This window comes from Alkaliphilus pronyensis, assembly GCF_009017275.1.
Lineage (GTDB): Bacteria > Bacillota > Clostridia > Peptostreptococcales > Natronincolaceae > Alkaliphilus_C > Alkaliphilus_C pronyensis.
In genome coordinates this window covers 1-13,031 of the sequence record NZ_WBZC01000018.1, presented here as the reverse complement: position 1 = coordinate 13,031, position 13,031 = coordinate 1, and the positions used below count along the sequence as shown (strand labels likewise).

The 13,031-nt window shown below is 36.8% G+C and carries 26 protein-coding genes; all 26 read right to left on the bottom strand.

The window, feature by feature from the left end:
• Positions 1 to 14: 14 nt before the first annotated feature.
• The gene (gene infA, locus F8154_RS06000) at positions 15 to 233 is read right to left on the bottom strand and encodes a translation initiation factor IF-1 (protein WP_151860703.1); all 219 of its coding nucleotides are present in this window, start codon (positions 231 to 233) and stop codon (positions 15 to 17) included.
• Positions 234 to 250: 17 nt separating this feature from the next.
• On the bottom strand, positions 251 to 535 hold the full coding sequence (locus F8154_RS05995; RefSeq protein WP_207706851.1) for a KOW domain-containing RNA-binding protein: 285 nt from the start codon (positions 533 to 535) through the stop codon (positions 251 to 253).
• 22 nt (positions 536 to 557) lie between these two features.
• Positions 558 to 1,304: a type I methionyl aminopeptidase gene (map, locus tag F8154_RS05990; protein ID WP_151860702.1), complete on the bottom strand. Its 747-nt coding sequence runs from the start codon at positions 1,302 to 1,304 to the stop codon at positions 558 to 560.
• A complete protein-coding gene (locus tag F8154_RS05985) occupies positions 1,304 to 1,954 on the bottom strand; it encodes an adenylate kinase (protein WP_151860701.1) in 651 nt (216 codons plus the stop codon). The genes map and F8154_RS05985 overlap by 1 nt, the downstream gene beginning before the upstream one ends.
• A gap of 57 nt (positions 1,955 to 2,011) precedes the next feature.
• A complete protein-coding gene (secY, locus tag F8154_RS05980) occupies positions 2,012 to 3,292 on the bottom strand; it encodes a preprotein translocase subunit SecY (protein ID WP_151860700.1) in 1,281 nt (426 codons plus the stop codon).
• A 1-nt stretch (position 3,293) separates the two neighbouring features.
• A complete protein-coding gene (rplO, locus tag F8154_RS05975) occupies positions 3,294 to 3,737 on the bottom strand; it encodes a 50S ribosomal protein L15 (protein WP_151860699.1) in 444 nt (147 codons plus the stop codon).
• An 18-nt stretch (positions 3,738 to 3,755) separates the two neighbouring features.
• On the bottom strand, positions 3,756 to 3,938 hold the full coding sequence (gene rpmD, locus F8154_RS05970; RefSeq protein WP_151860698.1) for a 50S ribosomal protein L30: 183 nt from the start codon (positions 3,936 to 3,938) through the stop codon (positions 3,756 to 3,758).
• A 12-nt stretch (positions 3,939 to 3,950) separates the two neighbouring features.
• Positions 3,951 to 4,457 (bottom strand): 30S ribosomal protein S5, encoded by a 507-nt coding sequence (gene rpsE, locus F8154_RS05965; RefSeq protein WP_151860697.1) that lies wholly within the window; start codon positions 4,455 to 4,457, stop codon positions 3,951 to 3,953.
• An 18-nt stretch (positions 4,458 to 4,475) separates the two neighbouring features.
• Positions 4,476 to 4,838 carry a 50S ribosomal protein L18 gene (gene rplR, locus F8154_RS05960; protein ID WP_151860696.1) on the bottom strand — a complete coding sequence of 121 codons (363 nt, stop codon included), beginning with the start codon at positions 4,836 to 4,838 and terminating at the stop codon, positions 4,476 to 4,478.
• Between the two features lie 19 nt (positions 4,839 to 4,857).
• The gene (rplF, locus tag F8154_RS05955) at positions 4,858 to 5,397 is read right to left on the bottom strand and encodes a 50S ribosomal protein L6 (RefSeq protein WP_151860695.1); all 540 of its coding nucleotides are present in this window, start codon (positions 5,395 to 5,397) and stop codon (positions 4,858 to 4,860) included.
• A gap of 29 nt (positions 5,398 to 5,426) precedes the next feature.
• Positions 5,427 to 5,825, bottom strand: coding sequence for a 30S ribosomal protein S8 (gene rpsH / locus F8154_RS05950; protein WP_151860694.1), 399 nt, complete (start codon positions 5,823 to 5,825; stop codon positions 5,427 to 5,429).
• Between the two features lie 22 nt (positions 5,826 to 5,847).
• Complete coding sequence (locus tag F8154_RS05945) at positions 5,848 to 6,033, bottom strand: type Z 30S ribosomal protein S14 (protein WP_151860693.1); 186 nt, start codon at positions 6,031 to 6,033, stop codon at positions 5,848 to 5,850.
• 19 nt (positions 6,034 to 6,052) lie between these two features.
• Positions 6,053 to 6,592 carry a 50S ribosomal protein L5 gene (gene rplE / locus F8154_RS05940; protein WP_151860692.1) on the bottom strand — a complete coding sequence of 180 codons (540 nt, stop codon included), beginning with the start codon at positions 6,590 to 6,592 and terminating at the stop codon, positions 6,053 to 6,055.
• A 28-nt stretch (positions 6,593 to 6,620) separates the two neighbouring features.
• Positions 6,621 to 6,932 (bottom strand): 50S ribosomal protein L24, encoded by a 312-nt coding sequence (gene rplX / locus F8154_RS05935; RefSeq protein WP_151860691.1) that lies wholly within the window; start codon positions 6,930 to 6,932, stop codon positions 6,621 to 6,623.
• Between the two features lie 18 nt (positions 6,933 to 6,950).
• A complete protein-coding gene (gene rplN, locus F8154_RS05930; protein WP_151860690.1) occupies positions 6,951 to 7,319 on the bottom strand; it encodes a 50S ribosomal protein L14 in 369 nt (122 codons plus the stop codon).
• Positions 7,320 to 7,345: 26 nt separating this feature from the next.
• Positions 7,346 to 7,600: a 30S ribosomal protein S17 gene (rpsQ, locus tag F8154_RS05925; protein ID WP_151860689.1), complete on the bottom strand. Its 255-nt coding sequence runs from the start codon at positions 7,598 to 7,600 to the stop codon at positions 7,346 to 7,348.
• Positions 7,601 to 7,634: 34 nt separating this feature from the next.
• Positions 7,635 to 7,838 carry a 50S ribosomal protein L29 gene (gene rpmC / locus F8154_RS05920; RefSeq protein ID WP_151860688.1) on the bottom strand — a complete coding sequence of 68 codons (204 nt, stop codon included), beginning with the start codon at positions 7,836 to 7,838 and terminating at the stop codon, positions 7,635 to 7,637.
• A complete protein-coding gene (rplP, locus tag F8154_RS05915; protein WP_151860687.1) occupies positions 7,828 to 8,271 on the bottom strand; it encodes a 50S ribosomal protein L16 in 444 nt (147 codons plus the stop codon). Before rplP ends, rpmC begins: the two co-directional genes overlap by 11 nt.
• Before the next feature lie 33 nt (positions 8,272 to 8,304).
• Positions 8,305 to 9,021 (bottom strand): 30S ribosomal protein S3, encoded by a 717-nt coding sequence (rpsC, locus tag F8154_RS05910; protein WP_151860686.1) that lies wholly within the window; start codon positions 9,019 to 9,021, stop codon positions 8,305 to 8,307.
• A gap of 18 nt (positions 9,022 to 9,039) precedes the next feature.
• Entirely contained in the window at positions 9,040 to 9,372 is a 333-nt protein-coding gene (rplV, locus tag F8154_RS05905) for a 50S ribosomal protein L22 (RefSeq protein WP_151860685.1), read from the bottom strand.
• Positions 9,373 to 9,401: 29 nt separating this feature from the next.
• Entirely contained in the window at positions 9,402 to 9,683 is a 282-nt protein-coding gene (gene rpsS, locus F8154_RS05900) for a 30S ribosomal protein S19 (RefSeq protein WP_151860684.1), read from the bottom strand.
• Positions 9,684 to 9,732: 49 nt separating this feature from the next.
• Complete coding sequence (gene rplB / locus F8154_RS05895; RefSeq protein ID WP_151860683.1) at positions 9,733 to 10,563, bottom strand: 50S ribosomal protein L2; 831 nt, start codon at positions 10,561 to 10,563, stop codon at positions 9,733 to 9,735.
• Between the two features lie 35 nt (positions 10,564 to 10,598).
• Entirely contained in the window at positions 10,599 to 10,889 is a 291-nt protein-coding gene (rplW, locus tag F8154_RS05890) for a 50S ribosomal protein L23 (RefSeq protein ID WP_151860682.1), read from the bottom strand.
• Positions 10,889 to 11,512 carry a 50S ribosomal protein L4 gene (gene rplD / locus F8154_RS05885; RefSeq protein WP_151860681.1) on the bottom strand — a complete coding sequence of 208 codons (624 nt, stop codon included), beginning with the start codon at positions 11,510 to 11,512 and terminating at the stop codon, positions 10,889 to 10,891. The genes rplW and rplD overlap by 1 nt, the downstream gene beginning before the upstream one ends.
• A gap of 26 nt (positions 11,513 to 11,538) precedes the next feature.
• On the bottom strand, positions 11,539 to 12,171 hold the full coding sequence (rplC, locus tag F8154_RS05880) for a 50S ribosomal protein L3 (protein ID WP_151860680.1): 633 nt from the start codon (positions 12,169 to 12,171) through the stop codon (positions 11,539 to 11,541).
• A 103-nt stretch (positions 12,172 to 12,274) separates the two neighbouring features.
• The gene (gene rpsJ / locus F8154_RS05875; RefSeq protein WP_151860679.1) at positions 12,275 to 12,595 is read right to left on the bottom strand and encodes a 30S ribosomal protein S10; all 321 of its coding nucleotides are present in this window, start codon (positions 12,593 to 12,595) and stop codon (positions 12,275 to 12,277) included.
• Positions 12,596 to 13,031: the final 436 nt, after the last annotated feature.

Sequence of the window (13,031 nt, the reverse complement as noted above, 5' to 3'; positions counted from 1 at the left end):
TAATCCCTCCTCAACTACTTCTTTCTCCAGGTTATTCTACCACGGGTTAAATCGTATGGAGATAGCTCAACTGTTACCTTATCTCCAGGTAGTATTCTGATGAAATTCATTCTTAACTTGCCTGATATATGTGCTAAGATTTCATGCCCATTTTCTAGCTGTACTATAAACATGGCATTGGGCAAGGCCTCTTTAACAACACCCTCCACCTCTATTACGTCTTGCTTTGACATTTAGCAATCAAACCTCCTTAATCTCGGGAATTAACTCCCAATCTTTCTAGCTCTTTTCTAATAAAGGCATTATTGATTTTTTTATCATTGTATAATGCTTCCTTTATTTCTTCAGAAATGACATTGATTTTTGCTAGATGTTTGATTTTCTTCTTTTTGGGTTTATCAATTTTTCTTAGGTCGCCATCTGCAATTAAAACATACTCATCATCTAAAACCCTTACTATTACAAAAATACGACCTTTATCTCTGCCTTTAGTTGAGCGAACTAATTGCCCTATATTAAAATCACTTATTTCCAAAATGTCACCTCATTTGCCTGGATTAAAGCTCTGTTAAAACTTCAGGCTCGTTGTTAGTAACTGCAACTGTATGCTCATAGTGGGCGGAGTATTCACCATCTAGGGTGACTACAGTCCAGCCATCTGCTAATACCTTTACCTCATAGGTTCCCATATTTATCATAGGTTCTATAGCTAAAACCATTCCTGCCTTTAGCCTAGGTCCTTTCCCTGGAGGTCCGTAATTAGGTATTTGTGGCTCTTCATGGATTTTTGTGCCAATTCCATGTCCTACAAAGTTTCTAACAACTGAAAATCCACGTTCTTCAACATATGCTTGAATACTATGGGATATATCAGATAGTCGATAGCCTTCTTTAGCATATTTAATTCCTTCATAAAAGCATTGTCTAGTTACATCAATTAACTGTTGAGCACCTTCACTTATTTTACCTACTCCATGGGTTTTGGCAGCATCACCATAGTAGCCATTAAAGAGTACCCCTATATCTATACTAATAATATCGCCATCTTCTAACCTTTTTAATCCTGGAATACCATGTACTACCTCATGATTAATTGAGGAACATATGCTAGCTGGAAATCCTCCATATCCTTTAAATGCAGGAGTGCCACCTCGTTTTAAAATATAGGTTTCTGCAATTTCATCTAATTCTTTAGTTGTAATTCCTGGTCTAATTGCATTTCGAAGTATTTCATGGGTCTCAGCAACAATTTTTCCAGCCTCTCGCATGATTTGTAGTTCCTGTTGAGACTTGATATAAATCATTATTGGTCTCTCCTTAACACATTTACAATATCATCAAAGACCTTATCAATTTCCTTTTGACCATCAATTTCTACTAGTTTCCCAGTTTTTTTATAATACTCAATTAATGGCAGTGTTTCTTTTAAATATACTTCTATCCTAGTTGAAACAGTTTCTTGGTTATCATCATCTCTTTGATAAAGGCTGCCTCCACACTTTTCACATGCTACACCTGAAGCTGAAGGATTAAACTTCACATGATATGTTGCACCACAGTCTTTACATATTCTTCTTCCTACAGCTCGATCGATTAGTATTTGCTTATCAACATTGATGTTTATTACCTTTGAAAGACTTACCTTCATGTTATCTAGGGCTTCATCTAAGGCTTCAGCTTGGGGAACTGTTCTTGGAAAACCGTCAAGTAAAAAGCCATTTTGACAATCATCCTTCTTTAAACGATCCTCAACTATTGCAACAACAATTTCATCAGGCACCAACAGGCCTTTATCCATGAAGGACTTAGCCTTTTTTCCAAGCTCTGTTCCTTCTTTAATATTATATCTAAATATATCTCCAGTAGATATATGTGGTATATTGAAATGATTTGCTATGGTCACTGCCTGTGTACCTTTACCAGCACCTGGAGGTCCCATTAAAATAATTCTCATTTTACCATCTCCCGGTATGAAGATTAGGTTCATGGGGTGTTTACCCCATGTGTCCTTTTATTTTAGGAAGCCTTGATAATGTCTCATTAACATTTGTGCTTCAATTTGTTTCATGGTCTCTAATGCAACACCAACAACGATTAGTAGAGGAGTGCCTCCAAAACCCATTTGCATACCTGTAACATTCATAATAACAGTTGGTAAAAGAGCAATTGTAGCTAAGAAAACTGCCCCTGCTAAAGTAATTCTATTTAATACTTTATTTAAATAATCTGATGTTGGCTTACCTGGTCTGATTCCAGGAATAAACCCACCATATTTCTTCATGTTTGCAGCAATCTCCGTTGGATTAAAGGTTATTGCTGTATAGAAATAGGTAAAGAATATAATTAAGATTGCACTTATCAGTGAATAAAGAATTACACCACCGATTAACGGACTATTGGGTGATAACCAGTTACTCACAAATATTGCAAAGCCTGTGTCTTGCCCAAAGAAAAAAGCAATAGTTTGTGGGAAAGCTAGTAATGACATTGCAAAGATTACAGGAATTACCCCAGATTGATTAACTTTTAGGGGAATATGTGAGCTTTGCCCTCCGTACATTTTCCTTCCAACAACACGCTTTGCGTATTGTACTGGAATTTTTCTAACTCCCTCTTGAATAGCAACTACTCCTGCAACTATTACAACTGCAATAGCTAAGAATACTATTACTGATACTATTGATAATTCATTTGCTCTTAAAAGCATGAAGGTTCTAAACACACCATCTGGTACAGTTGAAACAATACCTGCAAAAATGAGGAGTGAAATGCCATTGCCAATTCCTTTTTCTGTTATCTGTTCACCTAACCACATCAAAAATGCAGTACCTGCTGTCAATGTCAGTACTACAACTGTAAGGCTGAATGCATCTCTATCTACAAGTGCCCCTCTAAAAAGACCAAGGGTAATTCCAGATGCTTGAATTAAAGCCAGTACCACAGTTGCATATCTAGTATACTGGGCAATTTTCTTTCGACCTTCCTCTCCTTCCTTTGCTAATTCTTCTAATCGAGGAATAGCAATAGTAAGGAGTTGCATAATAATGGATGCTGTAATATAAGGTGTGATACTAAGGGCAAAAATCGTCATGTTACCAAATGCTCCACCAGAAAACAAGTCAAAGAATGAAAGTAATCCAGCATTATCAACTATATTCTTTACATAGTCAATATTTATCCCAGGGACTGGAATAACAGAGCCTAGCCTAAAGATGACCAGCATCATAAGGGTAAAAAGGATTTTGCTTCTTAAATCAGGAATTTTCCAAGCATTTCTTAAGGTTGCAATCACCTTAAATCACCTCTGCCTTTCCTCCAGCAGCTTCAATCTTCTCAATAGCCGCCTTTGTAAATTTTTGCGCCTTTACTGTTAGATTTTTTTCTAGGTTACCATCACCTAATATTTTTAGTCCATCTTTTTCTATCTTTTTAATATTACCATTTGCCTTTAAAAATTCAACTGTAACTTCTGTTCCATTTTCGAATACATTTAAGTCTTCTACATTTAGTATATTATATTGCTTCTTGAATATATTTGTAAAACCTCTTTTAGGAATTCTTCTAATAAGAGGCATTTGTCCTCCTTCAAACCCTGGTCTTACACCACCACCGCTACGTGCATTTTGACCGTTGGCACCTCTACCAGCAGTTTTACCAAGTCCACTACCAGTACCTCTACCTTTTCTTTTTTTCTTCTTTACGGCACCTGCAGCAGGTTTTAGTTCATGTAGCTTCATGTCTTACACCTCCTTCAATTACATTTCGCTTACTTCTATCATGTGCTTAACCGCTTCAATCATTCCTCTGCTTTGAGGATTATCTGGTATTTCAACCACTTGACCAATTTTTCTTAAACCTAATGCTTCTATGGTCTTTTTTTGCTTTGGTAATCTACCAATTAAGCTTCTTTTTAATTTAACTTTGAGTGTTTTCGCCATGGATACGCCCTCCTAACCTAAGAGTTCTTCTACGGATTTACCTCTTAGTCTTGCTACTTCTTCCGTTCTCTTTAATTGCTTTAATCCGTCCATTGTAGCATTAACCATATTTCTTGAGTTATTAGTTCCAAGAGATTTTGCTCTTACATCCTTTAAGCCAGCTAGCTCTAATACTGCACGAACTGGGCCACCAGCAATAATACCAGTACCTTCCTTAGCAGGCATAATTAACACATTTCCTGCTCCAAAATGTCCAATTACTTCGTGTGGAATGGTAGTGCCTACGATGGGTACTTGTATTAAGTTCTTTTTAGCATCTTGAATACCTTTACGAATAGCATCTGGAATTTCCATTGCTTTTCCAGAACCAACACCAACAAAACCATTCTCATCACCAACAACAACAAGGGCTGCGAATCTGAAGTTTCTACCACCCTTAACAACCTTTGTAACACGTCTAATATCTATAACTTGTTCTTTTATATCAAGTTGGCTTGCATCTATTAGCTTATTGCGCATCTATTTCCCTCCTTCTTATTAAAGCTTTAATCCTGCTTCTCTTGCACCTTCAGCCAAGGCCTTTACTCTACCGTGATAAATATAACCGCCTCTATCGAAGGTTACCGTTTCAATGCCTTTCTCAAGGGCTCTTTTTGCAACCAATTCTCCTACCAATTTTGCAGCTTCTTTATTACCTTTTTGAGTAACTTGATCCTTTAAATCAATGCTAGAGGCAGCAGCCAATGTTTTGCCAGCAACATCATCTATGATTTGAGCGTAGATATTTGTTAAGCTACGGTATACATTTAATCTTGGACGTTCAGGAGTACCAAATACTTTGCTGCGGACTCTTTTATGTCTTTTTTTCCTTGTAAGGTTTTTGCTTACCTTCTTAAACAACTTATTTCACTCCTTTCAATTACTTACCTGTTTTACCTTCTTTACGTCTGATTACTTCGCCAGCGTATTTAACTCCCTTGCCTTTATATGGCTCTGGCTTTCTCTTTTCTCTGATTTTTGCAGCATAGTTTCCTACCTTCTGCTTATCAATTCCCTTAACAATAACCTCTGTTTGAGATGGCACTTCAACTGTGATACCATCTGGATCTACCATTTCAATTGGATGTGAGTAGCCCAATGTTAAAACAAGCTTCTTTCCTTGCTTATTTGCACGATAACCTACTCCTACAAGCTCCAGCTTCTTTTCATAGCCCTTGGTCACACCTTGGATCATATTAGAAATCAGGCTTCTTGATAAACCATGAAGTGATTTATGCTTTTTATTTTCAGTTGGTCTAACAACAGTTACTATTTTATCTTCTTTTTTAATTTCAATATCTTGATGAATTTGCTCTGAAAGGGTACCTAATGGTCCTTTTACAGTAACAAAATTTTTATCGTCAATATTAATGTCTACACCTTGAGGAACTTCTATTGGCTTAACACCTATTCTTGACATAATTGCACCTCCTTATATGATTATTACGACTACCAGATGTAAGCAATTACTTCTCCACCAACGCCTTCAGCTCTAGCTATTTTGTCAGTTACAACTCCTTTAGAAGTTGAGATAATTGCAATTCCTAGTCCGCCTAGTACTCTTGGTATTTCATCTTTTTTTGCATATACTCTTAACCCAGGCTTTGATATTTTCTTGATTCCGGTAATTACTTTTTCACTGTTTTTTCCGTACTTTAACTGAATTCTAAGGATTCCTTGTTTACCGTCCTCAATGATGTCAAACCCTTTAACAAAACCTTCATTCAATAGAATGTTGGCTATTTCTTTTTTAATATTTGAAGCAGGAACGTCCACTGTCTCATGTTTAACTGCATTTGCATTTCTTACGCGAGTCAGCATGTCTGCAATCGGATCTGTCATTGTCATATTATTTACCTCCTCTCCAATTCTACCAGCTGGCTTTTTTAACACCAGGTATTTGCCCTTTATAGGCTAATTCTCTAAAACAAATACGGCAGATACCAAACTTTCTTAAAACCGAATGAGGTCTTCCACAGATATTACACCTTGTGTATTCTCTCGTTCTATATTTTTGCTTTCTTTGTTGTTTTACCTTTAGCGATTTCTTTGCCACTACATTTTCCCTCCTATCCTTACTTGGCAAAAGGCATTCCAAGTAATTTCAATAGTTCACGACACTCTTCATCTGTTTGTGATGTTGTTACGAAAATGATGTCCATTCCGCGTACCTTTTCCACCTTATCATACTCAATTTCTGGGAAAATCAATTGATCCTTTATTCCTAGAGCATAGTTTCCTCTACCATCGAATGCATTTACACTCACACCCCTAAAGTCTCTTACCCTCGGAAGTGCTATATTTATTAAACGATCAGCAAACTCAAGCATTTTATCGCCTCTTAAGGTAACCTTTGCACCTATTGGCATTCCTTCACGTAATTTGAAGTTAGAAACTGATTTTTTTGCCTTTGTTATTAAAGGCTTTTGTCCTGAAATAATTTCTAACTCCTTTACGGCTGCTTCAAGGGCTTTAGAGTTATCCTTAGCTTCGCCGATACCCATATTTATAACAATTTTCTCTAGCTTTGGTATTTCCATTACATTTTTATATGCGAACTTTTCCATTAATGCTGGCATTACTTCATTTGAATACTTTTCTCTTAATCTAGCCATTAAGCATTATACCTCCCTTCATAGGACATTAATCTATTTCTTCACCTGTCTTTTTGCTTACTCTTACCTTTTCGCCATTTGTAAGTGTCTTATAACCTACTCTAACACCTTTTCCAGCTTTTTTATCAAAAACCATTACATTAGACACATGAACTGGAGCTTCTCTATTGATTATTCCACCTTTTTGAGCCTGTTGAGTCGGCTTTTGGTGTTTAGATATCATATTTACACCTTCGACAATAACACGGTCTTGCTTCGGAAACGCCTGTAGTACCTTTCCCTTCTTACCTTTGTCTTTGCCGGTAATAACTACTACTGTATCACCTTTTTTGATACGCATTCTGTGACACCTCCTTGATTATAATACTTCTGGAGCTAACGATACTATTTTCATAAAATCTTTATCTCTTAATTCTCTTGTCACTGGTCCAAAGATACGTGTTCCCATAGGTTGCTTATCCTCTTTAATTATAACTGCTGCATTCTCATCGAATTTAATATAGGAACCATCTTTTCGTTTTATATCTGAAGTTGTTCTAACAACAACCGCTTTAACTACTTGACCTTTTTTTACAACTCCGCCTGGTGTTGCACTTTTAACAGAACAAACTATTACATCACCAACTCTAGCATATCGCCTTTTTGTTCCACCTAATACGCGAATGCAAAGTAACTCTTTAGCACCTGAGTTGTCTGCAACCTTTAGCCTTGACTCTTGTTGGATCATCTAAAACCCTCCTTCCAGTTAAAAAACTATTTAGCTTTTTCAACAATTTTAACAAGTCTCCATCTTTTATCCTTAGATAAAGGTCTTGTTTCCATAATTCTAACGCGATCGCCTAAACCGCACTCGTTCATTTCATCATGGGCTTTAAACTTCTTAGTTCTCTTAACCGCTTTACCGTATAGCGGATGACGAACAAAATCTTCAACTAAAACAACAATTGTTTTATCCATTTTATCACTTACTACACGACCTACTCTGGTCTTTCTAAGCGCTCTTTCCACAGAAATGGCCTCCCTTCTTACCCTTTATCAGTATTTAAGCCTTAATTTGCTTGATTTCTCTTTCCCGAATAATCGTTTTAATTCTAGCAATATTCTTACGAACCGTACGAATTCTTAAAGGGTTTTCAAGCTGGCCTGTTGCTAACTGGAAACGTAAATTAAACAATTCACTTTTTAAGTCTAACATCTTTTGATTTAATTCAACATCTGTCATGTCTCTTAATGAATTAGCTTTCATCAGCTTCACCACCCTTTGCTTCTTGTTCTTGACGTGTTACAAACTTACACTTTATTGGTAATTTGTGCATTGCTAATCTCATAGCTTCTCTAGCCTTTTCTTCTGAAACTCCTGCGATCTCAAACATAATTCTACCAGGCTTTACAACTGCAACCCAAAACTCTGGTGAACCTTTACCAGCACCCATACGGGTTTCAGCAGGCTTTTTTGTTACTGGTTTATGAGGGAATATTTTAATCCAAACTTTACCCCCTCTTTTTATTGATCTGGTCATGGCAATACGGGCAGCTTCAATTTGATTTGAAGTAATCCAAGCAGGTTCCATTGCCATTAATCCGAATTCTCCATATGAAACCTTGTTGCCTCTAGTAGCTTGACCAGCCATTTTGCCTCTATGGACTCTTCTCCGTTTAACTCTTTTAGGCATTAACATGTGAAATTTCCTCCTTCCTGTCGGATCAGACGACTATTTTGAATCTCTTTTTCTTCCTCTTTGTGGTTTATCTCCTCTATTATTAACGGCTGTTTCTTCTGCAACAGCTCTTCCTTTAGTAGGTAAGATTTCACCCTTGTATATCCATACCTTAACACCTAGCTTACCATATGTTGTTGTGGCTTCGTGGAATCCATAATCAATGTCTGCTCTTAATGTGTGTAATGGAACATTCCCTTGACTATAGCCTTCGGTACGAGCCATTTCTGCTCCACCTAGTCTGCCTGATGTTGAAACCTTAATACCCTTTGCACCAGCCCTCATTGCCCTTTGCATTGCTTGCTTCATTGCTCTTCTAAAGGATACCCTTCTTTCTAATGAAAAAGCTATGTTTTCTGCAACCAGCTGAGCGTCTATATCGGGTCTCTTAACTTCTACAACATTTACAATTACTTGCTTTTTAGTTAGCTTTTCTATATCTGCACGAACATCTTCTACTCCTTGCCCACCTTTTCCTATTACCATACCAGGCTTAGCAGTGTGGATGTTAACCTTTACTCTATTATTTGCTGCTCTTTCTATTTCTGTTTTAGAGATGCCAGAAAGAAAAAGCTTTTCTTTTATATATTTACGGATCTTATGATCTTCCAACAGGAAAGCAGAAAAGTCTTTTTTGTTGGCATACCATTTAGTGTCCCAGTCTTTAATAATTCCAACTCTTAGCCCATGGGGGTTTACTTTTTGACCCATTCTTTTCCCTCCTTAATCTTATTTTTCTTTTAATACTACTCCTATATGGCAAGTTCTTTTTCTAATGGTTGATGCACGTCCCATAGCTCTAGGTCTGAAACGCTTCATGGTTGGACCTTGATTAGCATAAATTTCTGCTACATACAGCTTTTCACGATCCATATTATGATTATTCTCAGCATTTGCAGCTGCAGAATGAATTAATTTATATACAACAGGGGCAGCACCCTTTGGAGTAAGCTTTAAAATTGCTAAGGCTTCATCAACGCTTTTGCCTCTAACAACATCTACTACCAGCTGTGCTTTTCTTGGAGCTATTCTAACGTATCTAGTGATTGCTTTTGCTTCCACTATATGACCTCCTTTCTAAATTAAGAATCTTATTTTCTCTTAGATGACTTATCGTCGTCGTCATGTCCTCTATAAGTTCTTGTTGGGGCGAACTCACCTAGCTTGTGTCCCACCATATCTTCAGTAACATATACTGGTACATGCTTTCTTCCATCATGTACAGCAACTGTATGTCCTATCATATTGGGGAATATAGTAGATGCTCTAGACCATGTCTTGATCACCTTTTTCTCACCAGCTTTATTCATTTCTTCTATCTTCTTAAAAAGTCCTTTGTGAATAAAGGGGCCCTTTTTAACTGATCTACTCATTTCTTTTCCTCCCTTCAGTAATGTTCCGAAACAGGATTAATTAACTATATTATTTCTTCCTTCTTGATACAATAAACTTATTAGAAGCCTTCTTCTTATCACGGGTTTTGTAGCCAAGAGCTGGCTTACCCCATGGTGTTACAGGAGATGGTCTTCCAATAGGTGCTCTACCTTCACCACCACCGTGTGGATGATCATTAGGATTCATTGCAGAACCTCTTACTGTAGGTCTGATACCCATATGTCTTTTTCTTCCTGCTTTACCAATGGTAATGTTTTCGTGATCTAGGTTTCCTACCTGACCAACAGTAGCCTTACATTCGATGCTTATATATCTAATTTCTCCAGAAGGTAGTCTTAATAATGCATTTTTACCTTCCTTAGCCATTAATTGTGCTGCATTACCAGCTGCTCTAGCAATTTGTCCACCTTTACCAGGCTTCATTTCAATATTATGAACAACTGTACCTACAGGAATGTTTTTTAGTGGCAGGCAGTTTCCTGGCTTGATATCAGCATCAGGGCCTGATTCTACAACATCTCCCACCTTTAGTCCGTTGGGAGCTATAATGTACCTTTTTTCTCCGTCCACATAGTTTAATAATGCTATATTTGCAGTTCTATTTGGATCGTATTCTATTGAAGCAACCTTTGCTTTAACACCGTCTTTATTTCTTTTGAAATCTATTATTCTGTATTTTCTCTTGGCACCGCCACCTCGATGACGAACAGTAATTTTACCGTGTGTATTTCTACCACCAGATTTAGTTAAAGTCTCTATCAATGATTTTTCAGGCTCTACCTTTGTGATCTCTTCAAATTTAGAAACTGTCATTTGTCTAATACCTGGTGAAGTAGGATTAAATTTTTTGATAGCCATTACGATTTCCCTCCTTCATCATTCAAGTCTATCTATTACATACCTTCAAAGAATTCAATTTCTTTGCTGTCAGGCTTCAATTGTACGATAGCCTTTTTCCAGTCAGGTCTTTTACCAATATTTTTACCCATTCTCTTGTATTTACCTGTCATGTTCATTGTATTAACCTTTTCAACCTTAACACCAAATATTTTCTCTATAGCTTTTTTTATTTCTGTCTTATTTGCTTTTTTATCCACCACAAATGTGTATTTTTTGTCAGCCATTGATTCCATACTTTGCTCACTAACTAATGGTCTTATAATGATATCATGTGGATTCGTCATTATGCGTACACCTCCTCCACTTTTTGAACAGCGTCCTTAGTAATAATAAACATGTCATACTTTAAAATGTCATATACATTAAGTGTATTTATAAGTGTTGTTTGCACTCCTGGAATGTTGTTGGCAGACCTGATTACTGCTTCATTCTTTTCACCCATTACAATAAGTGCTTTTTTCTCAACATTTAAATTGCTTAGGATGTTAACCATATCCTTTGTTTTAGGTACTGTTAGGTTTAGCTCATCTAAAACAATCACTTCGTTGTTGTTTACCTTTGAAGATAGTGCAGACTTCATTGCAAGTCTTCTAACCTTCTTTGGTAATGTGTATCTATAATCCCTAGGTTTTGGTGCAAATACAACACCTCCACCGGTCCATAGTGGAGAACGGATGGTACCATGACGCGCTCTTCCTGTTCCTTTTTGTCTCCATGGCTTTCTTCCGCCACCTCGTACTTCAGATCTAGTCTTTGCAGACTGTGTTCCTTGTCTTTTATTGGCTAATTGGTTTTTAACAACCTCATAAAGAACATGTTGGTTCACTTCAACGCCAAAGACGTTGTCGTTTAACTCCATTTCGCCTACCTGTTGTCCTGATACATTATATACAGCTACTTTAGGCATGTTGAATCCTCCTTTCTGTAGTTAGATTATTTCCCTTGCTTTATAGTTTCGTTAATGGTTAAAAGACCTTTTTTAGGTCCTGGTACAGCACCTTTTACTAAAAGTACATTTTTATCTGGGTCAACCATTACTATTTCAAGATTTTGGACTGTTATTTTGACATTACCCATTTGTCCAGGTAGCTTTTTGCCTTTGAAAACACGTCCTGGGGTAGATGTTGCTCCCATAGAACCTGGTCTTCTGTGGTATCTTGAACCATGAGTTTCTGGGCCTCTACTTTGTCCATGTCTCTTGATTACACCCTGGAACCCTTTACCTTTAGATATTCCAGTAACATCCACTTTATCACCTGTCTTAAACAAATCCACCTTAATTTCTTGCCCTACAGTAAATTCAGAAGGATTTTCCACCTTGAATTCTTTAATTAATCTCTTGTTTGCCACTCCAGCTTTGTTAAAGTGTCCCTTTAATGGCTTGGTAACGTTTTTTTCCTTTATTCCTCCGTAACCAATCTGTAAAGCATTATATCCATCTTTTTCAACAGTTTTTACTTGTGTTACCACATTAGGTTCTACTTCAATAACTGTTACAGGAATAACTAAGCCATTTTCATTGAATATTTGAGTCATTCCAATTTTCTTACCTACTAATCCCTTCATCTTTACACCTCCTATAATCTTACAGCGGATTACACTATCCGTATAATCATACTAAGATAGGATGAATCAAAACCATCTCTTTATCTTAGTTGAGCCGACGTTTTTAAAGCTTAATTTCAATATCAACGCCTGCTGGTAAATCAAGTCTCATTAATGAATCAACAGTTTTAGGTGTTGGATTCAAAATGTCAATAAGTCTTTTATGGGTTCTCATTTCGAACTGTTCTCTAGAATCCTTGTATTTGTGAACTGCTCGCAAAATAGTAATTATTTGCTTCTCAGTTGGTAATGGTACTGGACCAGAAACGTCTGCACCACTTCTTTTTGCAGTTTCAACAATCTTTTCTGCCGATTGATCTAACACCTTGTGATCATATGCCTTTAACCTGATTCTAATTTTTTGATTACCTTTACTTGTAGCCATTTAATTCCCCTCCTTTTCATCGCACGTGATTTCTTTTACGTGCAACGAAGACCATTATACACTGTTCCGGGTGTGTTGATATTTTTTTAAAATCGAAACAGATTAATAGTCTTGTCGCCCGATTCCTAGATCAAGACATTCTCAGCGAAAATTCCCTTATTAGCAACCTTTCGCTTCATCGCGGTCTCTAACACACACTAATATATTTTATATCATATGGATCAATATTTCAAGCTATTTTTTATGTTTTTTCAAGGGTTTTTTACAATCTCTTTTAATGAAAATTTAGAAGAAGAGATTTTCTCTTCTTCTAAATCTGTCACTCTTTTAAGACTTGTAATTACTCGATAATGCTTGCAACTACTCCAGATACACGTCACAAGGAAAAAGATACACGAAAAAGTGCCTATACCAATCCATCAAATGGTAAAGCCTA